This is a genomic window from Streptomyces sp. NPDC032745 (assembly GCF_055579465.1).
In genome coordinates, this window is the sequence record NZ_JBVING010000009.1 from 144,416 (window position 1) to 168,906 (window position 24,491).

General features: G+C 69.2%; 23 protein-coding genes and 5 pseudogenes. 16 read left to right on the forward strand and 12 right to left on the reverse strand.

Features of this window, described 5'->3' with window-relative positions:
* Window positions 1-379: 379 nt before the first annotated feature.
* The 3 genes and pseudogenes from ACZ5WG_RS23820 to ACZ5WG_RS23830 form a co-directional block, all read left to right on the forward strand.
* On the forward strand, window positions 380-595 hold the full coding sequence (locus tag ACZ5WG_RS23820; protein ID WP_382546418.1) for a DUF6243 family protein: 216 nt from the start codon (window positions 380-382) through the stop codon (window positions 593-595).
* A 583-nt stretch (window positions 596-1,178) separates the two neighbouring features.
* A pseudogene (locus ACZ5WG_RS23825) lies at window positions 1,179-1,316 on the forward strand (IS630 family transposase); the annotation flags it as partial.
* Window positions 1,317-1,382: 66 nt separating this feature from the next.
* Window positions 1,383-1,598: pseudogene (locus tag ACZ5WG_RS23830) on the forward strand (LysR family transcriptional regulator); the annotation flags it as partial.
* A 301-nt stretch (window positions 1,599-1,899) separates the two neighbouring features.
* Here ACZ5WG_RS23830 and ACZ5WG_RS23835 read toward each other — a convergent pair.
* The 3 genes and pseudogenes from ACZ5WG_RS23835 to ACZ5WG_RS23845 all read right to left on the reverse strand — a co-directional run bounded on the left by ACZ5WG_RS23835 (window position 1,900) and on the right by ACZ5WG_RS23845 (window position 5,287).
* Window positions 1,900-2,874, reverse strand: a complete 975-nt coding sequence (locus ACZ5WG_RS23835) for a GNAT family N-acetyltransferase (protein WP_468725736.1) — start codon at window positions 2,872-2,874, stop codon at window positions 1,900-1,902.
* A 301-nt stretch (window positions 2,875-3,175) separates the two neighbouring features.
* A pseudogene (locus ACZ5WG_RS23840) lies at window positions 3,176-4,273 on the reverse strand (IS630 family transposase).
* 585 nt (window positions 4,274-4,858) lie between these two features.
* Entirely contained in the window at window positions 4,859-5,287 is a 429-nt protein-coding gene (locus ACZ5WG_RS23845) for a hypothetical protein (RefSeq protein ID WP_468725737.1), read from the reverse strand.
* Window positions 5,288-5,826: 539 nt separating this feature from the next.
* On the opposite strand from ACZ5WG_RS23845, the gene ACZ5WG_RS23850 reads away from it, so the two are divergent.
* The 3 genes from ACZ5WG_RS23850 to ACZ5WG_RS23860 all read left to right on the forward strand — a co-directional run bounded on the left by ACZ5WG_RS23850 (window position 5,827) and on the right by ACZ5WG_RS23860 (window position 7,414).
* Window positions 5,827-6,162 (forward strand): hypothetical protein, encoded by a 336-nt coding sequence (locus ACZ5WG_RS23850; RefSeq protein ID WP_468725739.1) that lies wholly within the window; start codon window positions 5,827-5,829, stop codon window positions 6,160-6,162.
* Window positions 6,163-6,174: 12 nt separating this feature from the next.
* Complete coding sequence (locus tag ACZ5WG_RS23855; RefSeq protein ID WP_468725741.1) at window positions 6,175-6,471, forward strand: hypothetical protein; 297 nt, start codon at window positions 6,175-6,177, stop codon at window positions 6,469-6,471.
* A 631-nt stretch (window positions 6,472-7,102) separates the two neighbouring features.
* Window positions 7,103-7,414, forward strand: a complete 312-nt coding sequence (locus ACZ5WG_RS23860; protein ID WP_468725742.1) for a hypothetical protein — start codon at window positions 7,103-7,105, stop codon at window positions 7,412-7,414.
* A 312-nt stretch (window positions 7,415-7,726) separates the two neighbouring features.
* Here ACZ5WG_RS23860 and ACZ5WG_RS23865 read toward each other — a convergent pair whose 3' ends face one another.
* From ACZ5WG_RS23865 to ACZ5WG_RS23875, 3 genes are all read right to left on the reverse strand, one after another.
* Window positions 7,727-8,020 (reverse strand): hypothetical protein, encoded by a 294-nt coding sequence (locus ACZ5WG_RS23865; RefSeq protein ID WP_468725664.1) that lies wholly within the window; start codon window positions 8,018-8,020, stop codon window positions 7,727-7,729.
* Window positions 8,021-9,191: 1,171 nt separating this feature from the next.
* Entirely contained in the window at window positions 9,192-9,620 is a 429-nt protein-coding gene (locus ACZ5WG_RS23870; RefSeq protein ID WP_468725969.1) for an FKBP-type peptidyl-prolyl cis-trans isomerase, read from the reverse strand.
* A gap of 360 nt (window positions 9,621-9,980) precedes the next feature.
* Complete coding sequence (locus ACZ5WG_RS23875; protein WP_468725970.1) at window positions 9,981-10,514, reverse strand: TetR-like C-terminal domain-containing protein; 534 nt, start codon at window positions 10,512-10,514, stop codon at window positions 9,981-9,983.
* A gap of 258 nt (window positions 10,515-10,772) precedes the next feature.
* On the opposite strand from ACZ5WG_RS23875, the gene ACZ5WG_RS23880 reads away from it, so the two are divergent.
* Window positions 10,773-11,783, forward strand: a complete 1,011-nt coding sequence (locus ACZ5WG_RS23880; protein WP_468725743.1) for a zinc-binding dehydrogenase — start codon at window positions 10,773-10,775, stop codon at window positions 11,781-11,783.
* 54 nt (window positions 11,784-11,837) lie between these two features.
* The gene (locus tag ACZ5WG_RS23885; protein WP_468725745.1) at window positions 11,838-12,773 is read left to right on the forward strand and encodes an alpha/beta hydrolase; all 936 of its coding nucleotides are present in this window, start codon (window positions 11,838-11,840) and stop codon (window positions 12,771-12,773) included.
* A gap of 1,140 nt (window positions 12,774-13,913) precedes the next feature.
* Here ACZ5WG_RS23885 and ACZ5WG_RS23890 read toward each other — a convergent pair.
* Entirely contained in the window at window positions 13,914-14,354 is a 441-nt protein-coding gene (locus tag ACZ5WG_RS23890) for a hypothetical protein (protein WP_468725747.1), read from the reverse strand.
* A gap of 518 nt (window positions 14,355-14,872) precedes the next feature.
* Here ACZ5WG_RS23890 and ACZ5WG_RS23895 point away from each other — a divergent pair.
* Window positions 14,873-15,532: a hypothetical protein gene (locus ACZ5WG_RS23895; RefSeq protein WP_468725748.1), complete on the forward strand. Its 660-nt coding sequence runs from the start codon at window positions 14,873-14,875 to the stop codon at window positions 15,530-15,532.
* On the opposite strand, the gene ACZ5WG_RS23900 is transcribed toward ACZ5WG_RS23895, so the two are convergent.
* Together ACZ5WG_RS23900 and ACZ5WG_RS23905 are read right to left on the reverse strand one after the other, a co-directional pair.
* Window positions 15,470-15,754 (reverse strand): hypothetical protein, encoded by a 285-nt coding sequence (locus ACZ5WG_RS23900; RefSeq protein WP_468725750.1) that lies wholly within the window; start codon window positions 15,752-15,754, stop codon window positions 15,470-15,472. The two genes, ACZ5WG_RS23895 and ACZ5WG_RS23900, sit on opposite strands and share 63 nt — an antisense overlap.
* A gap of 206 nt (window positions 15,755-15,960) precedes the next feature.
* Window positions 15,961-16,938, reverse strand: a complete 978-nt coding sequence (locus ACZ5WG_RS23905) for an aldo/keto reductase (RefSeq protein ID WP_468725752.1) — start codon at window positions 16,936-16,938, stop codon at window positions 15,961-15,963.
* Window positions 16,939-17,181: 243 nt separating this feature from the next.
* Here ACZ5WG_RS23905 and ACZ5WG_RS23910 point away from each other — a divergent pair, with 243 nt between their 5' ends.
* The 4 genes from ACZ5WG_RS23910 (at window position 17,182) to ACZ5WG_RS23925 (ending at window position 19,779) form a co-directional block, all read left to right on the forward strand.
* Window positions 17,182-18,069 (forward strand): helix-turn-helix transcriptional regulator, encoded by an 888-nt coding sequence (locus tag ACZ5WG_RS23910; RefSeq protein ID WP_468725753.1) that lies wholly within the window; start codon window positions 17,182-17,184, stop codon window positions 18,067-18,069.
* Between the two features lie 529 nt (window positions 18,070-18,598).
* Window positions 18,599-18,895, forward strand: a complete 297-nt coding sequence (locus ACZ5WG_RS23915; protein WP_468725755.1) for a hypothetical protein — start codon at window positions 18,599-18,601, stop codon at window positions 18,893-18,895.
* 107 nt (window positions 18,896-19,002) lie between these two features.
* Complete coding sequence (locus ACZ5WG_RS23920) at window positions 19,003-19,479, forward strand: cupin domain-containing protein (protein ID WP_365958083.1); 477 nt, start codon at window positions 19,003-19,005, stop codon at window positions 19,477-19,479.
* Between the two features lie 99 nt (window positions 19,480-19,578).
* On the forward strand, window positions 19,579-19,779 hold the full coding sequence (locus ACZ5WG_RS23925; RefSeq protein ID WP_468725757.1) for a hypothetical protein: 201 nt from the start codon (window positions 19,579-19,581) through the stop codon (window positions 19,777-19,779).
* A 47-nt stretch (window positions 19,780-19,826) separates the two neighbouring features.
* On the opposite strand, the pseudogene ACZ5WG_RS23930 reads toward ACZ5WG_RS23925, so the two are convergent.
* Window positions 19,827-20,114, reverse strand: a pseudogene (locus ACZ5WG_RS23930) (transposase); the annotation flags it as partial.
* A gap of 130 nt (window positions 20,115-20,244) precedes the next feature.
* On the opposite strand from ACZ5WG_RS23930, the gene ACZ5WG_RS23935 reads away from it, so the two are divergent.
* Both ACZ5WG_RS23935 and ACZ5WG_RS23940 read left to right on the forward strand, forming a co-directional pair.
* Window positions 20,245-20,406 carry a hypothetical protein gene (locus ACZ5WG_RS23935; RefSeq protein ID WP_468725759.1) on the forward strand — a complete coding sequence of 54 codons (162 nt, stop codon included), beginning with the start codon at window positions 20,245-20,247 and terminating at the stop codon, window positions 20,404-20,406.
* Between the two features lie 828 nt (window positions 20,407-21,234).
* Window positions 21,235-21,549, forward strand: a complete 315-nt coding sequence (locus ACZ5WG_RS23940; RefSeq protein ID WP_468725761.1) for a hypothetical protein — start codon at window positions 21,235-21,237, stop codon at window positions 21,547-21,549.
* A gap of 318 nt (window positions 21,550-21,867) precedes the next feature.
* Here ACZ5WG_RS23940 and ACZ5WG_RS23945 read toward each other — a convergent pair whose 3' ends face one another.
* Both ACZ5WG_RS23945 and ACZ5WG_RS23950 read right to left on the reverse strand, forming a co-directional pair.
* Complete coding sequence (locus ACZ5WG_RS23945; protein ID WP_468725763.1) at window positions 21,868-22,242, reverse strand: hypothetical protein; 375 nt, start codon at window positions 22,240-22,242, stop codon at window positions 21,868-21,870.
* A gap of 733 nt (window positions 22,243-22,975) precedes the next feature.
* Window positions 22,976-23,143, reverse strand: coding sequence for a hypothetical protein (locus tag ACZ5WG_RS23950; RefSeq protein WP_468725764.1), 168 nt, complete (start codon window positions 23,141-23,143; stop codon window positions 22,976-22,978).
* Here ACZ5WG_RS23950 and ACZ5WG_RS23955 point away from each other — a divergent pair.
* Window positions 23,112-23,279, forward strand: a pseudogene (locus ACZ5WG_RS23955) (pirin); the annotation flags it as partial. The gene ACZ5WG_RS23950 and the pseudogene ACZ5WG_RS23955 overlap by 32 nt on opposite strands.
* Between the last annotated feature and the right edge of the window lie 1,212 nt (window positions 23,280-24,491).

Here is a 24,491-nt window from a genome sequence, read left to right on the forward strand (position 1 = left end):
GTCGTCCCGTAGCGGCGGGGCGCAAGTGAGATGATCTCTCATGCCGTCAGTGTGCTCGCGACCACTGATGATGCCCACGGAGGCCCGGTAGCGCCGTCTGGATCTGCCCAGGATGGGCGGCGACCACCGGCCGGTGCTGGCGGTGCTGTCCCGGACGGAAACGGCTGACCCCAGGCGCTCGCCGAAGGCCCGGCCGACGCCGGGGTGGCGAAGGGTTGGTGTGCGGGGCCGACGGAACCGGGTACCGTCTTTGTCATGTTCTTCCAGAGGCCGATTTACGAGTGAGGGCGTGATGGGCCACTGCTGACGTCCTTCGACGTCGCCGCCCGGCCCCACCGATGAATCCGTAGATCACTTCACATCATTACCGGGAGAACCCGTGACCGTGAGCAAGAACATCAACAACCCCGTGGGCCAGGGCGGCGGCCAGCGCAAGAGGCTGTCCCGCGCCGAACGGCAGAACAACGGTCCGCACCGCAACCTCGACCGCCGGGGTGCAGCCGACCAGAAGGCGGAGCTGGTGCGCAAGATGCGCGAGAAGGCAGGCGCAGCTGAGGGCGCCGGGCAGGCGGGCGACGACACCGCACAGAGCTGACGCACCGCCGCCGCGGGGCGGCACCGCACGGGGCAGGGCCCGGACCGCGACGCGCCGTCCGGGCCCTGCCGCCGTCCGGGGCTCTGCTGCTGCACCGGGCGCGGCCGGTCCCGCTCAGCTCTCGGCCGCCCCCCCCCGCGTCTCAGCCGACCACCCGGGGCAGCCGCAGATTCAGCAGCCCCGTCGGCTCGTTGCCGGTGCCGGTGCCGGTGCCGGTGCCGGTGCCGGTGCCGGTGCCGGTGGCGGCCTGGCGGTGGGCGGCCGGTTCCGGGCTGGTTTCGCCGACGGATGCCGGCCGGGGAGAGTGGTCGCGGGCGGTGGTCCCCGCCGCCGACCCGGAGGCGGTCCGCGGGGCCCGGTCGGGGCGGGGTGGGTGGCGGACCGGCTGACGGAAGCTCTGGGCGTAGCGTGCCGCTGCCGCGCTGCCGGCCGAGGGTGACCGCCTCGGCGGTCGGTCGCCTCGTTCGAGCCGGCCTCCTGGTCTACCTCGTCGGGGACGTCTGGTGCTGTGACCGGGAAGGTTCGCCGGGTTGCTCGTTGTGCTGGTTGGAAATGAGTTCTCCAACCAGCACGGGGAGGCGGGATGGCGCAACCAGTCCGGGTTCGCAGGCGGACCGGGCAGGAGGGCCAGGAACTCCAGCACATCGTCCGGCGGGGCAGTACCGGCTCGGTGCGGTTCCGACGAGCGATGATGCTCCTCGCCTCGGCTGGCGGCAGCACCGGGATTCGGCGAGGGCCGCCGTGGTCGACTTCGGCCGGTCGCGTGCACGTACGTCTCCGTCGGCGGCAACTCGCCCTCGACACCGACCTGGTCGTCACCCTCCCCGACGCGGTCACCCGCACAGCCCGGGAACAACTCGGCCTGGTCACGCTGCCGCCGCCGATCCCGCTGCCCGACGTCCCCCTGTACCCGCTGTGACATCAGCGCCACGACAACGACCGCGCCCACACCTGGCTGCGAGACCTGGCCACCGATACCGTCCATGCACTATTCACACCACCGGCCACCTGCAAAGGCCTGCGGCAGCTGACTCCCGTTCTCGTGAACATCGCCTATACGTGCGAGCGTGCGACTCCCCGCCTCCCGTCGAAACGACGTCGTAAGTTTGGCGGCCGTTGTCCTGGTTACCGACCTTCAAAGCGTGGTGTCGTAGGGGCTGACGTCTCGTGATCCCTGCGGTATGCCGACGTGGTCAGCAGGACGGTGACGGGCGGTCAGCGACAGGTCGTTCAGCGTGGAGTCCTGGTGTCAATCGTCTCCTGACGGCATCGGGTCTTCCCCGAAGCCGAGTATGGCGGTGGACTCAGCGCCAGTCGTCGATCACGTAGGCGTCTGGGTGGCTGTAGCCAGGTTCGTTGGGCTTGTGCATGGCCACGCCTTGCAGCCAGGTACGGAAACCGCGGTCGACCATGCGCCGGTAGGCATCCTGGCGGGCCAGGTTCATTCCGGCGTCCAGTTGCCTCAGTCCCTTCTCTGCAGCCAGCTGCTCGCACGCATTCAGCAGTCGTTCGAACCGGTCCGCGGCGCCCGGGCCAGGGCGTACGGCGCCGAATTTGACGAAGCACACATCCTCACCGGCCTCCGAACCTGCTCCGCAGTGGCAGACAGCCAGACCGTCGAGGTCGGGGCCGGCGCCCTCGAGGAGGATGGTGTCACCGAGTCCCTGCGCCTGTGTGGCCATGATCTCGCGCTCCAAGCTCAGGCCCTCGTACACGGCCCCCGTCAGTGCGCGACTGAGGCTCAGTGCGTCGGGCCGCTCAGCGGCGGTCAGCTCGCCGTACAGCACTCGGCCGGGGACTGCGGCACTGACGGCGACCTGTTTCTTCATGATGGCTGTAAGGAATCGGGGCCAGAAACCGTACCGGCGGTAGAGCTCGAGGTGCTTGGGACTGTGCGAGAAGGTGAACAGGCCGAGGTGGCGGTTCTCCCAGGTGTCGAAGCAGGCCATGACCGGTTCCATGAGGCGCCTGCCGATGCCCTGGTCCCACAGATCCGGACGTACGGTCAGCGGGCCGAAGAACCCGACGCTGCCCCAGTTGGCGGCGAAGTTCGAGGCGACGACCTCGCCCTCGACGGTCGCTGCGAAGGCCGCGTGTGGATCTGCCGCCCAGCGGGTGCGGACATAGTCGGCGGTCCCGAAGAACGTCTCCGGCTCAGGAGCCCCGAGGAAGGTGCCGAAGGCGACCCTGAAGATCTCGTCGGCCCGATCCAGGTCAGGCTCAACCAGCGGGCGGACCGACACCGAGGCGGCGACACTCGTTCGCTTCGCTGCGGGCATGATCGCTCTCCTTTCCGCCCCAGTTCCATCGGACCACGGACGTGCGCCGCGGGCGAAGCGACAGCTCCGGCGGTACCTCAAGGATCGAGTGGCCGCGTTCCCCGACGACCGGGCGGCCGTCTTCCTGCCGATCGACGACCCGCTGGGCCCCGGTCCGCCGGGGGCCTCCGAAGAGCCAGAGGAGCGCCGACTGCGCCTGCTCTACCGCCTCGCCCTGCCATGGCTATCACCGCCTCGACAAGTTCGCCGAGCGAACCATTGGAGCCCGCCATGGCTACTTGACCTTGAATGCGTGATGTCGTCATGGTGGCTGGCGTCGGAGGCCGGTGCCGGTGAGGCAGTGGTCGAGGACGTCGTGGCGGTACGGGAGCTGGCGGAGGCGGCGTCGGACGGCAGTGATCAAGTCATCGGGGTCGGCGAAGGCACGATTGGCCACGGTGGTGCGTCGTAGGACGGACCAGATGCCCTCGACCGGGTTGAGGTCGGGTGCATAGGGCGACAGTTGGAAGACAGTGAGCCGGTCGCGGTCGGCAATGTCGCGGCGCATGCTGGCGGTGAGGTGGGTGTTGAGGTTGTCCCAGACCAGCACAACCAGACCGCCAAGCTGCTGGTGGGCAGTCTGGATCAGGTCGCGGTAGTCCTTCCGGGAGGCGCTTTTGCGCCCATCGGCCGGGCGTCCGGGCAGGGCCGGTAGATCAGCCGCGCGGACTCCCCGGCCTTGTAGCAGGCCTGGGCGGCCACCGATAAGCGGCGGCGGGAGCGGCCCCGCACGCGAACCACAGGGGTGTGGCCGCGGCGGGACCAGGTACGGGTGGTAGGCGGCGTCATCGAGAATCCTGCTTCGTCCTCGAAGACGAGCCAGGCGTCGAGCGCCGCCACGGTCCTTCCACCTGCGGCCAGGTCTCCTTCATCCAGCTGGCCATCACGTTCTCGTCCCGCTCGACCACCCGCCGGGCACAGGGATCTGGCAGCTCCAGCCGTGCCGCTTGAGCAGGGCGGCCACCCCTTGCACGATGTAGCTCCTGTGAAATCGGCGCCCGATCAGCGTCTTGATCCGCGAATGGGTCCACGTCTGGTCCGGCCACCCATGTGCCACCGGCCCCTTGGCCAGCTCACGCTCCAGCACGGCGAACAGTTCGTCGCTGAGCAGTGGCAGCGATGCCGGGCCCTTCGAGGCCAGGGCTCTCGGCCCGTCCTGCGACAAAGCCTTGCGCCAACGCTGTATCGACCGGACGCTGACCCGCAGGTCGTGGGCGATGACCGTGTCCTCGTCGCCCTGCCGGAACCGCTCGGCCGCCTCCAACCGCAACTGCTCGCGGAAAGCACGCACGGCTGCGCAACCCCCGCCACGAACAACAGCGACCCCCCTGAGACAGGCAACACACCTCCACGCGAACAGCCACCGCCCAGCACCCCCCCACGGCTGCCCCAAAACTGGCAGACAAGTGCGCGAAGCCGGCCAACGTCGTCGTCGCAGACTGCCTGGCGTACGGGTGTCGCAGACTGCCTGGCGTACGGGTTGGGAGAGGCCTGAGCCGATGCGGAACCGCATTTCGTCCGCGGCCCGGCGGATCTCCTCGCTCTGGACGGTGTCATCGAGCAGCCCCAGGAGCACCATCAACGCCCGCGCCTCGTGTTTGCTGATCAGTTTCAGCCGTGGTCGGTGACGCCACCGAGGACGGTGTCCAGCAGGTCCAGTGTCTCGTCCATGCTGGGTACAACGCCGCACAGATCGCAGGTCACCGTGCTTCCCGGCGCACCGAGCGAGTGGCGGCGCGGGGCAGCCGCGATCGTGTCTCCCCGGATCTGGTGTCTGCGGTCAGCGCAGATCTGGGGGAGGGGGCGACCGTGGTGGGGCTGGCTGCGGCCGCCGGGTGAACGGTCGGCGGGTGCCGGAGCCCCAAGCCGCATCGGAGGTCTTCGCCAGGTTCGAGACCTGCTGATCAACGTGCCCTGTTGGGGGCGGGCGGCCGCGTGGGAGGGCTCAGCTGCTCTTGCCGAGGTCGGTCATGTACACGGCCGTGCTCGACATCTTCGTGGAGTACTTCTTGCCGACGGACGGGCCGCCTCCTACGTAGATGGCAGGGCTTGACTGCTTCGTCTTCCTGATGACCTTGACGTTGTTCGAGTAGACGTAAGAGTCACTACCGGTGGCGCTTCCATCGCCAGAAGTGACGTTCCCGTCACCGCCAACGGCGCTACCGTCACGGGATTCGTGCTTGACGTCGGGCTCCTCGGCGTCAGTGGAGTTCTCGTCGCGCACGTCGCTGACGACGGTGGAGGCTGCGGTGATGTGGGCGGTGTGGGGGGCTGCCGGGGCGGCGAATGCACTGGACGACATGGAGACGGCTCCTACGGCCAGCGACGTCGATGCGGTGAGCAGGACAAGGCGCCGGGTGCGGATGCCGTTCATCGGGGGTGCTCCTTGCAAGCTGAGGGGGGAGGGGAGGGCCGTTCTGGCTGCTCTTCCATTACGCCCCGGCACACCGGCTGCGTCACGCCACTGAAAGTCGTGACTTGACAGCCCCCCGCTCCGCGCACTCGCGTCACACGCCCCAGGCCCCGCGGGCCCAGCCGCGCCGGCGCTTACGGCCTCAGACCAACATGCAGTGATCCGCCTGGGGCATCACGGTCGCTCTGGCGGTGCGCTTCGCCGCACGCCTGTTCCCGGATGCCCTGGGCGGACACCATCAGCGCCGCCTCGGCGCGGGCGTGGCCCTTGCGGGTCTGGCACCGCTGTCCGGCACCTTGCCCGACAGGTAAAGGCGGATCCGGGCCAGGCCACGTCCGCCCCACACAGTGCGGACCGCTGCTCAGGTCAGCCTGCGACGGGGTGTGTCGGGAAGCCCGGTACCGTCGCGTCGTCTTACGGTGCGCTCATGCCCGACAAGCTCCCGGACCGCACCCGGTCGCTGTGCTGCCCGGCTGCGCACCGGTGAGGCCGCCCAGGCGGTGCCAGAGGATCTGAGAGTGCTGGTCCGGGGGGTGTTCCGCGCGGCCCGCACGGATACGGGGCTGGCGCTCGCGCTGGCCGGCGTGGACGCGGACAGTGCCGAGACGGTGGGCATCGTCGGCCGCGCGGACTACCTCAGGCTGCTGGCCCTGGGGGCATCTCCCAGCCTGGCGTCGCAGATCCTCTTCGACGGCGCTGGTCAGTCCAATACCTGGCGCAGCGAGCAGCCGGCGTTCCCTGCCGTGCGCGGCGCGGTGGCCGCCGCGACCTCGAAGCGGGCGGAGCGCCGTCCGTCCCGTTTCACGGCGGAGCTCCGTCGCCAGTTCCTCGAGTAACTGCGGGCAGGGATGGCGACGACGACGGCCGCGGCCGAGGTCGGCATCACCAGCGCGACGGTATGCCAGCGCCGTCGCCGCGATCCCGGCTTCACCGAAGCCATGGACCGGGCCACCGCCACCCGCAGCACCCCGGAACCCGCCGGCAGCCCCGCCGATACCCAGTGCACTGCCTTCCACGAGCACCTCGCCGCCCATGGCGTGCTCCGCCAAGCAGCCCTCGCCGCACGCATCCGGCCGGAGACGGTCCACGACCGGCGCAGATCCGACCCCGATTTCGCGAAGCAGACCGGCCACCTGCGGTTTTGAGAGGAGCCAGCGCCGTAGACGACGATGTCCTGGTGGCGGGGGAGGGTCAGGCGAGGCGGGAGCCGAGTCGGAAGGGCATTTCGCCCGCGGACCGGCGGATTTCCTCGCTCTGGGCGGTGTCCTCGAGGAGCCCGAGGAGCACGATCAGGGCTCGGGCTTCGTCTTCGCTGATGAGTTTCAGGTGGGGTTCGGTGACGCCGTCAAGGGGGGGTGTCGCGCAGGTCCAGTGCCTCGTCCGTGCCGGGCACAACGCTGGACGCGCCTACAGTCACCGTGCTTCCTCGCGAACCGCATCGGGGCCCGCTGGCACTGGCGTGGCCGTCTCCAGTCGTGGGCTGGAGGCGCGGCCTTTTGGCGCTGGCTGGGTGAGCGACTGATGCCGGCCGGGGGCATGGATGAACCGGTTTGTAGCAGTGAACACGGTGGTTTTGTTTTGCACCGAGGTTCTGCTGAGGGGCGTTTCGGCCTGCGCGGGAGCGGGATACAGGTGTGACGTGATCAGGTGTTTTGCGCTCCAGGCCGACCTGGTCTGGAGCGCGACAGTAAGAATGAAGGTGTGTTCAGACGTGAGTGGCCGGAGCCATCGACCGATGCCCGGCTTGACCCATACCGCCGAGCTGCCGCACGTCTCATGGATGGAGACGAACAGATCGGCGTGCTTGTAATCCGAGTCACCACCTGGTGGTGGAGGGAAGGGCCCCTCTGGCGAAGGCGGTGGGGCAGTCCGCGAGAGCTTCCTGAGTGGGCGTTGTCCCGTGTCGGCCCAGCACAGCAACTGCCCGACTTCGACGACGGGATCATCTCCGCTGACGAGCTCGACGAGGAGCTCGCTGACTGGTCAGCGGGGATCTTTCGACTACGGGGCCAGCAGTTCAGCCTCGCCTGGCTCGGCGAAGAGGAAGCCGACGCCGCGCATAGGGAGCACGGCTGGACGATCGACTGACCACCCCTGCCGCACCGCATACCGCGACGGAACGGGGGAGCTTCATCCGTACGCAGCTGGAGATGAGAGTGGAAAGTCCGTACGCCGACAGCCGGGCTCGCGTGCGGCGGCCTTGGCGTGCCGCCGGGGTGGGCAAGCGCTCGTGCAACCAGGTGAAACCGGTTCTGCTCGCGCGGTCCGCCGTCTTCGCGGGGCGGCTGCTCCGTGCCGGACGCCCGGGCCTGCCGCTCATGGAGGGGCGGCCCGGGTAGACCGGCCCGGCGTCAGCCGGGCATGTCGTGTGGCTCGGTGGTGCGGGGTCGTGGGCCCGTCTCAGTTGCCGATGCCGGAGCTGCCGATGCCGGAGTTTGCGATGCCGTGGCTGCCGATGCCTGTGTTGGCGATGCCCGCGTTGCCCAGACCCCAGTTGGCGATGCCTGCGTTGCCGATGCCGTCGTTGAGTGCGCCCGCGTTGCCGATGCCGTCGTTGAGCGCGCCTGCGTTGCCGACGCCCGAGTTCCCGAAGCCTGAGCTGCCCACGGAATGGCCCGGTCCCGTGTCGTCGGCGCTGGCCGCGCCGGCGCCGCAGACGGCCAGCACCGCCGCGGCACCGAGCGCGGTCGTCACGCGGAGAATCGTTGTGTGCATCGTTGCATACCTCCCATTTCGGGCATCTTTGCTTACTATCCCTAGCACGTGGCCATGTCCAATACGGGGAGGAATGCCTCGAAGCTGCCGTGTCGTCCAGGGGTCTCGTCCGACGGTGTGCAAGTCACGGGTCCACGGTCCAGAGGCCCCGCTCAACGTCTGGGTGGCTGTGGCCGGTGCGCTGGCCGATCATGATCAATTCCACCAGGATTTCCTCTGTCGCAGTCACCCGCACCCGCTGTCGCGGAGCACCGTCGCGCTGATGTTCCCCTGCGTGCGGACCCGACCTCCGGCGAGGCCCAGACCGTCAGTACGAGGTCCCGGTGATGGGCGGTGCCTCCCGTTGTCGTGAACAACGACTCGGTGTCGACGTCCAGGGTGACTCCCGACTGCTGTCGAAACGCTGCCGGCCCGGCAGGTGGGTCCGGCCGGCGGTTGCCAAGAGCGGCATCAGATCGGCGTTCTGGCCGTGCCGGGCACTGCCAGCGTGTGGCCGACCCGGAACTGCTCCTGGCCGACGAGGCCGGAGTCAGGACAGCCTGTCCGGCTGGACGGTGGAGTGGCGCCCCGGCGGCGGCATCGGCTGCGCGGCACAGGAAGCGCGCAACCACGACGCCCGTCATCTGGGCAGGCGTTCCTGGCGTGGCCCTGTGGTGCGCCTGCGTGCTTCGCGTGCGCCCCTGCACGGCGACATCATCCGCCTCCAGGTAGCGCTCGTAGAGCTCGTCGTAGGTCGAGCCCGCTTGGTGGTTGTCGAGTGGGCGGTCGCCGTCCCACACGGCAAGGTCCGTGGCCCTGAGATCCCTTCTCGATGACGAGACGTGTGCAGCGGCAAGTGGTGTTACTCCAGATAGCGCCGGTAAAGGTCGCACCTTGTTGTCGTGGCGCCCGTGCGGCGCTCAACTGCCGTTGAGGACCGGAAGGAGGCCTCGGAGTCGATCACGGAGTCCCTCCGCCGGGTGTCCGGGGTGGCCGACGCGGAGGGTTCTGGATCCGACGTCGCGGTGGGGGTCCGGCGAGGTGGCGTTGGCGGTCGAGGTGGCGGAACTGGCCTAGACGGGGTGGGGTACACGTACACGGGGTCGGCGTACAGCCTGCGGCGCCTGGTACTCCCGGCATGCTGCCGGGGGTACCAGGTGGCGCGGGTTCGTCAGACCGCGAGCAGGTCGCAGACGAAGATCAGGGTCTCGCCCGGTGCGATCTTGCCGCCTGCGGCGCCGTGGTCCCCGTAGGCCAGGTGTGCCGGGATACCGAGCCGGCGGCGGTCGCCGGCCTTCATCCCCTGGAGGCCCTGGTCCCAGCCTGCGATGACTCGACCGGCGCCGAGTTCGAACTCGAGAGGGGTGTCCCGGTTCCAGCTGGCGTCGAACTCCTCGCCGCTGGAGAAAGCGACACCGACGTAGTGGACCTCGACCTTGTTGCCGACCTGCGCCTCGGCGCCGGTTCCCTCCACGATGTCCGTGATCTCCAGCTCGGCGGGCGGGTTGCCCTCGGGGAAGTCGACCTCGGGCTTTTCGAGGCTCGTCGCGCGTCTCCGTCGCTGTGATGCCGGTTGCCGGGTGGATGCCTCCGGCGGCAGGGGCTCATGAGTTCCGACCACGCCGGTCACCCGACGTAGCTGAAGGATCACGCTATCGAAGTCGGTCAGGCTGGTCGGCTCGCCGATCCGATGACCGCAAGGACGGGCGGGACCGGACGCTCTTCAGGCCCGCTGGGTCCCAACGCCCTGCGGCCTCGGGGCCGGGTCGCGTACTGGCGCGCGCGTGGACCTTCGTAGCGGGCTCCCACCTCGCTCATGGGGCCGCTATTGCCAAGCGGTGCAGGCGAGCCGTCTGGATTCAGGCCGTGCGCCCACTGCGACGGATCGAGCAGTCGTCCATTGGCGAGCCCGCGGTAAAGGCGTCCCTGTGCTCGCGTGGTGACCGGCCGCGAGGAGTGCTCAAGTGCGGGAGCCGTCGAGGACGAGGTCGACCAGGCGTGGGGCGAGGGCTTCTTCGAGGGGTTCGCCGGTGAGGAGGACTCTGGCGAGGAGGGGGCCTGTGATGGCTTCCACGACGAGGTGTGGGTCGGTGTCGGCGGCCAGTTCGCCGCGGTCGATGCCGCGCTGCACGAGCGTTTCGGCGCGTTCGAGGCGGGCCTGCCAGTACGCGCGTCGCCCTTCCTCCAGCGCACCTTCCTCGCGGACCGTCCCCAGGAGCAGCAGCGCGGCGCCGGCGGGTGTGGCAAAGAAGCGGATCAGCGCCGTGAACAGCTCGCACAGGTCCTCGCGGACCGCGCCGGTGTCGGGTGTGGGCAGGGCCTGCTCGGTGTGCGTGGCGAGCGCGTCGAAGATCAGGTTCTCGCGGGTCTTCCAGCGTCGGTAGACGGAGGTCTCGTGGACCCCGGCCGCGCGCGCGACGGAGGCGACGGTGGTGGCGGCCAGCCCCTGAGAGGTGAGCAGGTCGACCGTGGCGGCCAGGACGGCCTGCCGCATCCGTTCCCCGCGCCGCCTCAGCGGCGGCGCTTCCTGCCTATCTGGCACGTCGTCGCTCGTCACCCAGCCACACTATCGCAAGTTTCCTTGCGATATGAAGCGGCTGGCGTTACGTTGGAAAGCAAGTCGACTTGCGTTAGGTCGTGGGTTAGCCCCTGGGGCAGACCTGCCGGGCCTCGCCTCTGAAGCTCCCCGGGCATCGCCACACCGGCTTCCTCCCGGGCCCGCCATGTCTCAGATCGGAATGGATCACCCGCAATGGAACTCATGCGTGCCGCGCGCCTGCACATCCCCTCGCGCACCCTGACCGTCGAGGAGGTCCCCGTTCCCTCTCCCGGTCCCGGACAGGTGCTGGTCAAAGTGGAGGCCGCAGGCATCTGCCTGTCCGACGTACACCTCATCGACGGCACACTCACCCCAGCCCACCTGCCGGGCGACACCGTCACCCTGGGCCATGAGGTCGCCGGCCTCGTCGCCGAGTGCGGACCGGACGTCACGGACTGGACCGTGGGCCGACGGGTCGTCCTGCAGGCGGGCGAGGTGCGCGACGGCCGGGTCCTGACGCGGGGCGTCGACTACGACGGCGGCTGGGCCTCGTACGCCCTCGCCTCCGTCGAGACCCTCGTCGCCCTGCCCGAGGCGATCCCCTTCGAGCAGGGCGCGATCATCCCGGACGCCGTCTCCACCCCGTGGGGCGCCATCACCACGACAGCGGACATACGCCCGGCCCAGGCCGTCGGGGTGTGGGGCGTCGGCGGTCTCGGGGTCCACGCCGTCCAGCTGCTGCGCGCCCTCGGCGCCTGCCCGATCGTCGCAGTGGACCCCGCCCCGGCCGCCCGTCGGCGCGCACTCGACTTCGGCGCCGACCTGGCGCTGGACCCGGCCGACCCCAGCCTGCGCGACCGGGTCCTGGCCGCCACCGGTGGCCGCGCACTGGAGGCCGCATTCGACTTCGCCGGAGTCGCCGAGGTACGGGAACAGGCCCTGAGCATGCTCGGACCGAAGGGACGCCTCGTCCTGGTCGGGCTCACCGACCAGCCGCTGACCGTCACCGACGGCACCCTCTTCAGCTACCTCCAGCACCAGATCCTCGGCCACTACGGATCCGCGGAGGACGCCGTGGCGCAGCTGATAGCTCTGGCCGGAGGCGGCAGGCTGGACTTCTCCCGCTCCATCACCGACGTACTCCTGCTCGCCGACGCGGCCAAGGCAGTCGAGCGCCTGCGCACTAAGGAAGGCGATCCCATCCGCCTCATCCTGCGCCCTTGACCCCCGCCGTCCAGCCGCTCCATCCAGCCCCCTCCCACCACGAAAGGCCCCGTCATGCCCGTGGACCCCGCCCTCGTCGCCCTGCTCGACCAACTCAACGCCCAGCCTGCCCCACGCATCCTCGACACCGACCCTGCCGCACTGCGCGAAGCGAACCGGCAGCTGGGCACCGATGGCAACGCGACGGAACCGATCACGGTCGGCTCGGTGGAGGACGCCACCGTCCCCGGCCCTGCGGGGAACATCCCCGTGCGCGTCTACCGGCCCGCGACGGACGGCCCCGTTCCCACCGTGGTGTTCTTCCACGGCGGCGGTTGGCTCACCGGCGACCTCGACACGCACGACGACGTCACCCGCAGGCTGAGCCGTGACGTCGAGGCCGTGGTCGTCGCCGTCGATTACCGCCTGGCCCCCGAACACCCCTTCCCCGCCCCCTACGACGACTGCCTTGCCGCGGCCCGCCACATCGCCGACCACATCGACGACTACGGCGCCCGACCCGACCGGCTCGCCCTGGCCGGCGACAGCGCCGGCGCGAACCTGGCGGCCGCCGTCGCCCTCGCCTTCCGCGACGAACACCGGCCACTGGCAGCCCAACTCCTCGCCTATCCCGCCACCGACTTCGACGGCGACTACCCCTCCCGCACCGAGTGCGCCACCGGATACCTCCTGAGCCACCAGGACATCCTCGACCTGCAACACCTCTACGCCGGCGACGACCCCGCCATCCGCTCCTCCGCGCCCGTCTCCCCCCTGCGCGCAGACAGTCACGCCGGGCTCGCCCCCGCAGTCATAGGCACCGGCCAGTACGACCCCCTGCGTGACGAGGGCAACGCCTACGCCGCCGCCCTCGCCAAAGCGGGCGTGGACGTCTTCGCCCGCACGTACGACGGGCTGATCCACGCCTTCCTCAACCTCTTCCGCCTCTCCCCGGCAGCCGACGCGGCCGTCACCGAGCTGTACGCCCAGCTCAAGAAGCGGCTCGCCTGATCCACCGCAGGACCTCGAGCAGGTCTTTGGGGCACCGGGCACCCCGTGTGGGGGCTTCCACGACATCGAGGACACACAGCCTGCACGTTGCATTGCCGTGTGGCACTCCTGCCACCCCCTGCTGCCTGGCACCTTCAGCGTCGGCAGGAGCAGGTCGGGTCGTCAGCGGGCTGGCTCGAGGAGGTCGAAGGTGGCCAAGGCCCGCACTGCTCTACGCAGATCAAGGCCTGTTCCCCGGTACCCGCCCCGGCCAGGACCTCTCCGCCACCATGCTCGCCCGCCGGCTTACCGCGCGCGGCATTCCCATCCGCCCGGGCCGCAACACCGCGCTCACCCAACTCGCCCAAGACCTCCCGCCAGCCGTCCTGGCCCCACTCCCCGGCCTGCACGTCGTGACCGTCACACAGTGGCGCCGCCGCGCCGCGACAGACGGGACCGCCTACCTCGAAGCACGCACGTCTCAACCCCACGGCTGATCCCGGGCTGTCCGGTTGCGGCGATGCGAACACGAAAGACGGTGCGATCCGCTGACCTGGTACTCAACCAACATGGCGACGTACATGGCTGGCTTCGACGATTCCGGGCGCACACACCAGACGTCGGATGGGAGCCTGGAGCGGAATACGGAACACTTCGAATGACGCTCCGCGCCGGCTGAGCGGACGGCGTCGAGTGCGGCGCGGCGTGAGGCGTACGCGAACGACCAGAACAGCCCCGACACCCTCATCGCGGTCTCGGCCTCCTCCAACCGGTCCAAGGCCGCCGACAAGGACCCGGGGGAGTGGCTGCCGACGGACGGCTCCTGTCACTGCACCTACGAGGCGACCTGGGTGGGTACGAAGCTGCGCTGGGATTTGGCTGTGGACGAGGCCGAGCGACAGGCCCTCCTGGGCCCGTTCACACCCGGCGCGTACGACCGCCTACCGCGTCAGGAATCTGACGCAGAACAGCGACCTCTATCTGACGGCTCCCGGGATGAATGGCTGCCTGGTTCTGTTCGAGAAGCGCAGGAGCGAGGCGACACTGGCCGCCTTTGCAGCTGGCTGACCAAGGTCAACTTGACCCGTTGGCCGCATGGGATAGAACCTCCCCCGCGACTACAGGGGGAGGTTCTATCCCATGACAGGGGCCGCGTAGGGCTCAGCTGCTCTTGCCGAGGTCCGTCATGTACACGGCGGTGCTCGACATCTTCGTGGCGTACTTCTTGCCGACGGACGGGCCGCCCCCTACGTAGATGGCGGGGCTCGAGGTATTCGTCTTCCTGACGTACTTGACCTTGTTCGAGACGACTTCACCGTCATAGTTGGTGTCGCGTCCGTCATCACTGGAGATCTCGGGTGCGTCACCGCCGGTGGCGCTACCGTCACGGGATTCGTGCTTGACGTCGGGCTCCTCGGCGTCAGTGGAGTTCTCGTCGCGCACGTCGCTGACGACTGTGGGGGCTGCGGTGATGTGGGCGGTGTGGGCGGTGTGGGGGGCTGACGGGGCGGCGAATGCACTGGACGACATGGAGACGGCTCCTACGGCCAGCGCCGTCGATGCGGTGAGCAGGACAAGGCGCCGGGTGCGGATGCCGTTCATCGGGGGGTGCTCCTTGAAAGCGGGGGGTGGAGGGGAGGGCCGTTCTGGCTGCTCTTCCATTACGCCCCGGCGCACCCGCTGCGTCACGCCACTGAAAGTCGTGACTTGACAGCCCCCAGCTCCGCGCACTCGCGTCACACGCCCCAGGCCCCGCAGGCCCAGCCGCGCCGGCGCTTACGGCCTCAGACCAACATGCAGCGATCCGCCTGGGGCGCCGCGGTCGTGCTGGCGGTGCTCTTTGCTGAGGCTGTTCCCGGGTACCTGAGCGGACGCCATTGGCACCGCCTGCGGTGCGACCGGGGCGCTTGCGGTTCGGCAGCCTGGTCCGGCGTCTTTCCGTGACCAGCGCACGTACGCCCCACGTAGGGGTGACCGTCGCCCGGGTCCGCCTGCGCGGGGGTGTGTCGGGAGGGCCGGCAGGGTGGGGCGTCGTCCTACGGTGCGCTCATGCCCGAAAGCTCCCAACCCGCACGTCCCCGCTGCTGGCCCGGCTGCGCAGCGGTGAGGCCCTCCAGGCGGTGGCGGAGGATCTGGGAGTGCCGGTCCGGGAGATGTTCCGCGCGGCCCGCACCGATACGGGGCTGGCGCCCGCGCTGGCCGGCGTGGACTCGGACAGTGCCGAGATGGTGGGCATCGTGGGCCGCGCGGCCTACCTGCGGCTCCTGGCCCTGGGTGCGTCTGCCAGCCTGGCGTCCCAGATCCTGTTCGACGGTGCCGGGCAGGCCAATACTGGCGCAGCGAGCAGCCGGCATTCGCCGCCGCGTGCCACCCGGTGGCGGCCGCGACCGCGAAGCGGGCGGAGCGCCGTCCTTCCCGGTTCACGCCGGAGCAGCGCCGGCAGTTCCTCGAGTCTCCGGGGCCGGGATAGCGACGACGAAGGCGGCGGCCGAGGTCGGCATACGACCGCGACGGTCTACCAGCGCCGACGCCGCGACGCCGACTTCGCCGCTGCCATGGACCGGGCCGCCGCCCGTAGCACCCCGGAACCCGTCGGCGCCGCTGCCACCGATGCGCAGTGGACTGCCTTCTACGAGCATCTCGCCGCCCAGGGGGTGCTCCGCCAGGCCGCTCTTGCCGCGGGGATCCGGCCGGAGACGGTCTACGACCGGCGCAGATCAGACAGTGATTTTGCGAAGCAGACCGACCACCTGCGCCTTGCAGACGAGGCTGTGCCGTAGACGAGCACGGCCTGGCGCCAGGGGGAGGGTCAGGGCGAGGCGTGAGCCGATCCGGAACCGCATCTCGCCCGCGGACCGGCGGATTTCCTCGCTCTGGGCGGTGTCCTCGAGGAGCCCGGGGAGCACCATCAGCGCCCGTGCCTCGTCTTCGCTGATCAGTTTCCGGCGGGGTTCGGTGACGCCGTCGAGGAGGGTGTGCAGCAGGTCCGGTGTCTCGTCCATGCCGGGCACAACGCTGGACGCGCCTGCACGTCACCGTGCTTCTTTGCGAACCGCATCGGGGGCCCGGTGGCGTCGCCGAGATCGCCATCGCCGCAGGCGAAAACGACCCGCGCGGTGTCTCGGCCGGGTGACGGGGTCCCCCTGATGGGGCGGCGCTGCCGCAGCGAGCCACGGCTCTGAGTGTCGAAGTCGTCCTGTGTGACCCGTCACCGGTCGATGACGGCCATGTTTCCTTCGTCGTGGCGCTCGCCAGCAGCCGGGGTGAGGTTGTTCAGCCTCTCAACCTGCGCGTCGGTCAGCTCGATGGCGTCGGCAGCGGTGTTCTCCTCGACCCGGGCGACGCGCTTGGTACCGGGAATGGGGGCGATGTCGCCGCCCTGGACGAGTAGCCAGGCCAGGGCGATCTGTGCCGGGCTAGCGTCCGCTTCGGTGGCGACGGCCTCGACCTCGTCGACGATGCGCAGGTTGCGCCGGAAGTTCTCGCCCGTGAAGCGCGGGTTGGTCTTGCGCCAGTCGTCGTCGGCGATGTCGTCGGTGGAGCGGATCTGGCCGGTGAGGAAGCCGTGGCCGAGCGGCGAATAGGGCACGAGGCCGATGTGCAGCTCGCGCAGCAGCGGCAGGATCTGCGCCTCGACGTCCCGGGTCCACAGGGAGTACTCGGTCTGCAGCGCGGTGACCGGGTGCACGGCGTGGGCGCGGCGGATGGTGTCGGGGCCGGCTTCGGAGAGGCCGATGTGGCGGACCTTGCCCTCGGCGACCAGCTCGGCCAGTGCCCCGACGGTGTCCTCGATAGGAGTGCTCGGGTCGACCCGGTGCTGGTAGTACAGGTCGATGTAGTCGGTGCCGAGACGCTTGAGGGAGCCCTCGACGGCGGTGCGGACGTTCGACCGGCTGCTGTCGATGACGCCGGGGCCGCCACCGGAGTGCTGCACAAAGCCGAACTTGGTCGCCAGCACGACCCGGTCGCGGCGCCCCTTGAGAGCCCGGCCGACCAGTTCCTCGTTGGTGTAGGGGCCGTAGATCTCGGCTGTGTCGAGGTGGGTGACGCCCAGGTCCAGTGCACGGTGGATGGTGCGGATCGACTCGGCGTCGCTGCCCTCTCCGACGTTGTAATAGCCGGACATCGACATGGCGCCCAGACCGATCCGGGAGACGTCGAGACCACCCAGTGAGATGTGCTTCATCAGAAGTTCCGTTCCTCGGTTTCCGGGCGATCTCACGCCCGGGGGCGGAGCAGCCGCTCGCGGCGGACGCCCGCCAGGGCCGACCGTCGAGTGCCATGATCAGCGCGACGCACTGAGCCCGCCATCCAGGCAACCACCCGCAGCCACCGCGTGGGCCGCCGTACGGGGCACCCTTGTTCCAGGGGTCTGCCAGTACCCCCTTCCAGGACACTGGCGGGCCCGGGCCCGCCGTACGGTGGATGCATGGACCGCAGCGCCGAGATCCGTGAGTTCCTGCGCACCCGCCGAGCCCGGATCACCCCCGAGCAGGCTGGCCTCGCCCCGCATCCCGGAGCCCGGCGGGTGCCGGGGCTGCGCCGCGAGGAAGTCGCCCAGCTCGCCGGGGTCAGCGTCGACTACTACGTCCGCCTGGAGCGGGGCCGCACCCAGAACGTCTCCGAAACCGTCCTGGACGCCGTCGCCCGCGCCCTGCGGCTGGACGACACCGAACGCGCCCACCTCTTCGACCTGGTCCAGCCCACCGCTGCCCGCACCCGCAGCAAGCGGCCGCTCAGCCCGCAGCGGGTCCGCCCCGTCCTGTATCGGGCCCTGGACGCCCTCGCCGTCCCCGCGATGGTCCTGGGACGGCGCATGGACATCCTGGCCGCCAACCGGCTCGGCTCCGCCGTCTTCACCGACTTCCAGGCCCGACCCCACCGCGATCGGAACTTCGCCCGCTACGTCTTCCTCGACGAAGCGGCCCACAGCCTGTACGCCGACTGGGAGAAGGCCGCCGGCGACTGCGTGGCCACGCTGCACCTGTACGCAGGACGCCACTCGGACGACCCACAGCTCACCGAGCTGATCGGCGAGCTCTCCCTGCACAGCGACGCCTTCCGCCGCATGTGGGCCGACCACGACGTCCTCGCCCACACCACCGGCACGAAACTCCTGCACCACCCGCTCGTCGGCGACCTCAGCCTCGACTACGTGGCCCTGGCCGTCGAAGACGATCCCGACCAGACCCTCGTCATCCTGACCCCTGAGCCCGCCTCCCCCTCGGCCGAAGCCCTCGGCATACTCGCCAGCTGGACCGGCACGCCCACCATCAGACCGCACGCCCCCGAAGAGACACGCACCCGAGCCAGCTGACACCCGCACAGCGGCGCGATGGCGGGCCTGGTCACACGTGCGGCGCGCGGCAAAGCTCCGCGATCTCTGCGGCTCCCGTTCCGGGTGCGGGGCGGGCTGGGCGATGCGGCGCCGCGGCGGGGGCGGGGGCGTCCAACCGTGCCTTGGCCTTGGCTCGCGGTTTCGTTGGGGGTGCGCGGCCCGCTTCCGTGCGGTGACCGGGCAGGCCTCTGTCCGTTCGCCCGGTCGCGGCCGGCGCGTTCCCAACCTCAGTGGCCGGCAGATGGCCTCCAGGTCGCAACCACGGCAAGTTGAGTCTGGTTTGCACTTAATGAGTTCGTATGCCTGGATTCCCCTTTCCGTTCGCATGTAGACGTGGGTGGCGCTGGCGGCGAGGAAGGCGGTGTCGAGATCGGAGGAGAATCTCCAGTTGCCGCCTGGCGGTGGGCGGCCGGCTCGGGTCATGTCCCGGCGCTGGCCCCGGCCTGTGGCCGGGAACGCTGCAGCTGGGCGAAGAAAGACGTGGACAAGGCTGCGGACGCAAACGCAGATGCGGAAGTGGTACGAACGCGAACCGAATGCGCTGATTCGCAAAAAGGATTCGGACGACGTTGGTGACGATGCCCAGCGGGCTGTGCTGGACGGCTGTGTGCGTCGTCGTACAACGGCCCAGGCTCTGGCTCAGCGGTCGCGGATCGTGCTGGAGTGCGCGGACGGGCACTCGATCATGGAGGTGTCGCGCCGACGCCTGGCCGACAGGCCTGTCATCGACTGCACGAAGCCGGTCGACGACACGACCGGACGCACGGCGGAATGTGGCACCGGGTCGCGGGCATTTGTGCGGTAGCGGCTCGCGTTCCGTGGTCAGAAAAGCCTAGGGCTCTGGGAATATTGACGTGGGCTGGCGCAAGACCGCAACCATGTACCGCCTTCGCTTTTGACCGGGAGAGAAGTATGACCATCAAGGACATTGGGCCGGAACCTCAAAGCTTCGACCTTGAGAAGGCGACGCTCGAGAACACGAACTATCGCGCGGTCGCCTGGTCTGGGAAGTACCTTCAGTTGACCCTCATGTCGATCCCGGTGGGTGAGGACATCGGCTTGGAGGCGCACCCGGAGACTGACCAATTCCTACGACTCGACGCAGGCCGGGGCCGCGTCCAAATGGGCCGCACGAAGGATCGACTCGACTTCGACCGGGAGGTCGAGGATGGCTGGGCGATCTTCGTGCCCGCCGGCACTTGGCACAACGTCACCAACATCGGTGAGGAGACCCTGCAGCTCTACGCCGTATACGCGCCGGTCCACCACGCGTCGGGCAAGATCCATGCGACAGCCGCCGACGCGGAGCGCGACGAGGACTCAGGCAACGACGAGCCGCCAAGCTGGTCGGTCCAGCCTGCCCAGCAGCCATCGGACGAGCACGCCTGACCAGCGAGGGCTTATCGCGACAGTAGTTCCTGGCCCCGAGGCGAGCCGAGAGAATCACGATCTTCCCTCCCGCCTGTACGCCCGGGCTATCGCCATTTCATGGAATCCGAGGTCCTGATCGGCGCCGGTACCCATGCGGCGTTGCTCGTGACGGACTTCTTGAGCGTGACCGCGACCGAGGAAAACCGGGACGCTGCCCGGAAGCCGTCGCGCTCGGCGGTGGATTCGAACGCGGCCGCGTCCGGGCAGGTGACAGAACCTATGGAGACGACGTATCGCCACCTCAGGGCTGTCCCGTAAATGATCTTCTGTCGCCTGGGGCAAGGTTGGCCGCTGTGCTCGCTGCCCTATCCGGCGAGTGCGAGGTTGTACATGCGGGCGATGCCGAGCATGGCGTGGTGGACGCCGTCGCCTTTGAGGCGGCAGTCACGGAGGATCTTCCAGGTCTTCATGCGAGCGAAGACGTGCTCGACGCGGGCGCGGACCTGCTTGTGGGACTTGTTGTGCGCCTGCTTCCACTCGGGCAGTTCTTCGCCTTTGCGGCGGCGGTGGGGCATGACAAGTCCGGTGCCCGGGTAGCCGCCGTCGGCGATGGTCATGGTTCTGCTGACGGCGGCTTTGGCGCCGGATTCCTCCAATACGGGAGTCAGCCCTCGCAGGAACCTTCCAAGGCCCCTGCTGACGGCGGGCTGTTCGATTGAGTGACAGCAGCTGCGTGTGGCTCGTCGGGATGCATCGGATTCCTCTGGCTCCCTGAAGCCCCGCGTGGGACAAGCACTCGGTGGTGACACGGGCGACCCCGAACTGCCGTGGGAAAACCGCGATGACTGCCAGTACGACGGCGAGACCCGGCCATGCGACGACCTGCTCGACCTCGCGTCACCTTACGGGGATCACCCCGACTACCCCGTCAGCCCCGAGACGTAGATCGTTTTACGGGACAACTCTTCGGTGAAGTCTTCGTCTTCGCTTGTTGATCTTCTTCTTCTTGCTCCAGGCAGTCTGTCCGTCCTGAGCCGCGCCGTCGAAATCCCGCGCGGGATGGCGGGCGTCGGCGTGCGTGTTGGAGCGGGCCCGCGTGCCGCTCGGGGCGGCGGCGCGGTGGTGGTGCTCACGCTTCTGGTGGCGCTGGTGGAGGCTGCCCGCATGTGGCACGAGGCGCAGCCCCCCCGCGCAGGCGAGGCCCGCCGCCGACGCCGCGAAGCTGCTGCGCGAGGCCGCGGCCGGCGCACCGGCCTCCCGGTCGGACCCGGCGCGCGCCGAGAGGACCGCGCGGACGTCACCGGTTGCGGGCCCGTGGCTCGACCGGCCCGGGGGCCGTTACCGGGTTACCCCGTACGCCGCCTGGCCCGAAGGGGGCCCAGGTAAGTTCCGCTGACCCTTCGTTGCGATCTCTCGGCTCGGGGACAGCGGTGTGAGAGACAGTGAGTCCTTGGGGCGTTGATGCTGGGCGGGGCTTGTTTCGGGTTTGGCGTCACTGTCTTGGACGTGAGAGATCGGTGTGCGATCGCTGTCCTGGGCCCTTTCGCGTCAGGGGTGACGCTGTCTCAGTTTCGTGAGTGCTGATCCATCGACTGGTGGGGTAGGTGTGATGGGCGGGTGGACGAGGAAGTTGTCGCCGGTCAGTGAATGTGAGCAGTCGTCACGCTTGTGACCTGGGGTTGGGCGGTTGGCTGAGCGGACTGGCGGCTGTGCCGGCTCACTGAATCTGCGCAGAGTAGCCGTCGCCAGTTCCTCGTGTATCTGCGGGCCGGGATGGCGACGACGAAGGCAGCGGCTGAGGTCGGCATCACCAGCGCGACGGTCTACCAGCGCCGTCGCCGCGATCGCGGCTTCGCCGAAGCCATGGACCGGGCCACCGCCACCCGCAGCACCCCGGAACATGGCGCCGCTGCCACCGATGCGCAGTGGACTGCCTTCTACGAGCACCTCGCCGCCTATGGCGTACTCCGCCAGGCGCCCCTCGCCGCCGGTATCCGGCCCGAGACGGTCTACGACCGGCGCCGATCAGACCCCAGCTTCGCGAAGCAGACTGACCACCTTCGCCTTCAAGACGAGCCGGCGCCGTAGCCGCAGCCGGCCTGCCGCCGGGGGAGGGTCAGGCGAGGCGTGAGCCGATCCGGAACCGCATCTCGTCCGCGGCCCGGCGGATGTCCTCGCTTTGGGGGGGTGCTCCTCGAGGAGACCGAGGAGCACCATCACCGCCCGCGCCTCGTCTTCGCTGATCAGTTGTAGGCGCGGTGCCTTGCGATGCACCGCATCTGACGCCGTGCGCTGATCCACCAGGGATTGCGGGACAGCCCTTGAGGACTGACCGGGGGGCGGCTGTCGCTTCCCCGAGGCCCCCCGGTCACCCCCCGCCTTCGAGAGAGTCTCTGACTCGGGTGGTTATCCGGCGGCCGGATGTCCTTCAACGGGTTCGTCGAAGCGGACCGAGCGTACGAGGAGGCGGTCGGAGGCCTGACGGCCGTGGGGCTTGAGCCTCCACTCGTCGCCGTCGCAGTTGGTGTCCGTGTAGACGGTCACCCAGGCGTCGGTCTCGTTGTGCGGGGCGTAGCCGGGCGGGTACTTGTAGGAGTCGACCGCGTAGAGGTTGATGCACTCGCCGCTGCGCGGGTCGGGCAGGGTGACGCTCAGTTCGTCGCCGGCGGTGTCGCTGAACTTGTAGTGGAACTCGCCGGTGGCGGCCAGCGCCGATCCGGACATCGACACGGTGAGCGCGAGGGCGCCGAGGACGGCGGCGACGGCATTGCGGAGCTTCATGCAGGGTGGATCCCTTCTGAAGATGATCAAGGGGTCACTACGGGACCGACCTTAGGAGGGCCGCGCCCGGCGAATCGATCCGCCGCGGGCCGTCGACTCGGCGCGTCTCCCATGGCCACTCGTTCGGGTCAGGTCCACCGGAAGCGGACCGATCGCCCGCAGTCGGCTACCAGCAGGGCCCACGGGGAAAATGGCCGGGCCGCGCACGTGCCTGGCGGCGCTATCGGCGTACGAGTCATATCGCCGCAGACCGGTGGGATGGCCGGTCCAGCTTCGGTGGCAAACGGTCCAGGTTCGCTGTCACAGGACAGTCGGGACCCAATGCGTCGGACGGCCCGCCCGACGCAGTGTCGGTGCCTTGCGGCAGAAGCCACTGGCCGCACGCCCGCTCGCTCCGCGCCGGGATCTGGGCTCCAGACGGCCGGTCCGCCGCGGCGCCACTCGATCAGCAGCGCGTCGTCCAGGTGGACGTCGTAGGGTTCCAGGCCGGCTCGCCGTAGGAACTCGAGGATGTCGCCTGGGCCCAGGGCGACCGAGGAGTGCTAGCGGAAGATGAGCGTGCTACCGGACCAGACCGGCCAAGTAGCACGCTCAGCCACACGTATGGCCGCCCCGAAAGAGTCTGCGAACCGTCCACATCGGGAGTTGCGGCGGGAGGCTTGGCGGGCCCGGCCCGGCCCGGCCATGGCGGGGCGTGTGCCTGGCCATGGCTGCCGTCCTCGTGTCGGGCGGGTCAGGTGCGGTGGTCCATCACGTACGCCTGCCCGTTGTGGTCGGCGACCGCGACCTCGCGCCTGGGGTTGATGTTCAGACTGCGGCCACCCGTCCACATGTCCTGGGAGTCCAGGTAGCGGCACGTGTGGATGACGATGTTGTTCTGGAACTGGATCGGCCGGAGCAACGAGGAGATCGTACAAGCCCGCAAGGACTGGATGGAAGGCACCAGGTACGGCGAAGTGAAGGGCTACGACGGCCCCCCGATCCCTGCTCCGCAACTCCCGCCTGTCTCCCTGAAGGCGCGGGGTCGGGTGCGCTGACCTGCGCTTTCTTGCAGTAGGTCGACCGGCTGACAGCGGCCGAGGAGAGACCGCATCCCGTGCGGAGATCGTTCCGGAGAGGCCCACGACGGGAGGCCCCGGGAGGCCCTCTCCGGGCCCCTGGCGTTTCCCAGGTATGACCAGCTGGGGTCAGCTTTGCCAGGACCAATGCTGACTTTGATGACAGTTCGTCAGCTCTGTTGGCGTCCTGTTGTTGGGTCGCAGTGGCGATCGAGACCTGACGCTGCTCGGTGTAACGCTCTGTAGCAAGGAGTAGGGCTCGCCTCGCCGCGGAAATCGGGCAGCGTGGCTTGCAACAGACGGGCGCCTTCGCGATCAGAATGCCGAATCGAAGGCACGGCAGTGACGTCGTAGGCATGAGTGCGGCGCCTCGAACCCGCGAGCGAGTACTGGCCATCATGTGTACGGGGCGCGGACGTCGAGGTTGTAAGCAGGTTCTTCGTCTCCTGGTGGTACAGCAATCGCACCCACCCTGACTTGCTCAAACGGCAGCTTACGCGGCCATCCGGCGGCGGCTGGTCCGGAAATGGTCCGGATCTTGGTAAGTGCTGATCCGGACGGTAGGGGTCGGTCAGGAGCGGGATGCCGTGGGAGCGATCTGCAGCGGCGAGGATGCCCCTCGGGTAGCGAGCTGTCGCCTATGGCCGGTGGTCGTTGCAAAGCCATCCGGCGGGATAGAGGCGCGCGGTGCCCCGCATGGCTGTACTCCTGCACCGCACTTGCCTCGGTAGGCGATCGGTGGTGCCCCTGTCACGGCAGGCCTTGTGCTCGGGAGGGACTTCGGTGAGCGGGGTGCCGGGATGTAGGGGAGTGGCGCCGTCTCGTGGTCCGGCGTGGCCGGCGGCCGGACCCGGCACGTGGGGTCGCCGTCCTCCATGGGGCGCCGGACCTGCCGTTGCTTCTGCATGACGGCGGGCGCTTCGCCTGATGTCGCGTCGAGGTACGCAGTGTGATCGGTAGTGGGGGTCCAGAACTCGAACGCCGCCCGCTTCACCTTGACGGTCGCTCGTACATAGAGCCCGGAGGCGGCATCTCGGATGAATTCGTCGAAAAAGCGTTCCGCAGGTCGCGTGGTCGGATGCCAGCCTCCGCATTTCCCGGTCCGCTTCTTTGGGCACGGCCCTGGGAACCGCTCGTCGCATTTGGCGGGCTCGATACGTCGGATACCACCTCGGAAGGGGATGGGGGAGT

What these genes read in the sequence shown, in the direction of transcription:
- ACZ5WG_RS23835 (WP_468725736.1), bottom strand. Translation starts at nt 2,874, where the DNA reads ATGCCCGCAGCGAAGCGAACGAGTGTCGCCGCCTCGGTGTCGGTCCGC.
- ACZ5WG_RS23845 (WP_468725737.1), bottom strand. Translation starts at nt 5,287, where the DNA reads ATGAACGGCATCCGCACCCGGCGCCTTGTCCTGCTCACCGCATCGACG.
- ACZ5WG_RS23855 (WP_468725741.1), top strand. Translation starts at nt 6,175, where the DNA reads ATGGCGACGACGACGGCCGCGGCCGAGGTCGGCATCACCAGCGCGACG.
- ACZ5WG_RS23860 (WP_468725742.1), top strand. Translation starts at nt 7,103, where the DNA reads ATGGATGGAGACGAACAGATCGGCGTGCTTGTAATCCGAGTCACCACC.
- ACZ5WG_RS23875 (WP_468725970.1), bottom strand. Translation starts at nt 10,514, where the DNA reads ATGCGGCAGGCCGTCCTGGCCGCCACGGTCGACCTGCTCACCTCTCAG.
- ACZ5WG_RS23880 (WP_468725743.1), top strand. Translation starts at nt 10,773, where the DNA reads ATGGAACTCATGCGTGCCGCGCGCCTGCACATCCCCTCGCGCACCCTG.
- ACZ5WG_RS23885 (WP_468725745.1), top strand. Translation starts at nt 11,838, where the DNA reads ATGCCCGTGGACCCCGCCCTCGTCGCCCTGCTCGACCAACTCAACGCC.
- ACZ5WG_RS23890 (WP_468725747.1), bottom strand. Translation starts at nt 14,354, where the DNA reads ATGAACGGCATCCGCACCCGGCGCCTTGTCCTGCTCACCGCATCGACG.
- ACZ5WG_RS23900 (WP_468725750.1), bottom strand. Translation starts at nt 15,754, where the DNA reads ATGGACGAGACACCGGACCTGCTGCACACCCTCCTCGACGGCGTCACC.
- ACZ5WG_RS23905 (WP_468725752.1), bottom strand. Translation starts at nt 16,938, where the DNA reads ATGAAGCACATCTCACTGGGTGGTCTCGACGTCTCCCGGATCGGTCTG.
- ACZ5WG_RS23910 (WP_468725753.1), top strand. Translation starts at nt 17,182, where the DNA reads ATGGACCGCAGCGCCGAGATCCGTGAGTTCCTGCGCACCCGCCGAGCC.
- ACZ5WG_RS23915 (WP_468725755.1), top strand. Translation starts at nt 18,599, where the DNA reads ATGCGGAAGTGGTACGAACGCGAACCGAATGCGCTGATTCGCAAAAAG.
- ACZ5WG_RS23920 (WP_365958083.1), top strand. Translation starts at nt 19,003, where the DNA reads ATGACCATCAAGGACATTGGGCCGGAACCTCAAAGCTTCGACCTTGAG.
- ACZ5WG_RS23925 (WP_468725757.1), top strand. Translation starts at nt 19,579, where the DNA reads ATGGAATCCGAGGTCCTGATCGGCGCCGGTACCCATGCGGCGTTGCTC.
- ACZ5WG_RS23940 (WP_468725761.1), top strand. Translation starts at nt 21,235, where the DNA reads ATGGCGACGACGAAGGCAGCGGCTGAGGTCGGCATCACCAGCGCGACG.
- ACZ5WG_RS23945 (WP_468725763.1), bottom strand. Translation starts at nt 22,242, where the DNA reads ATGAAGCTCCGCAATGCCGTCGCCGCCGTCCTCGGCGCCCTCGCGCTC.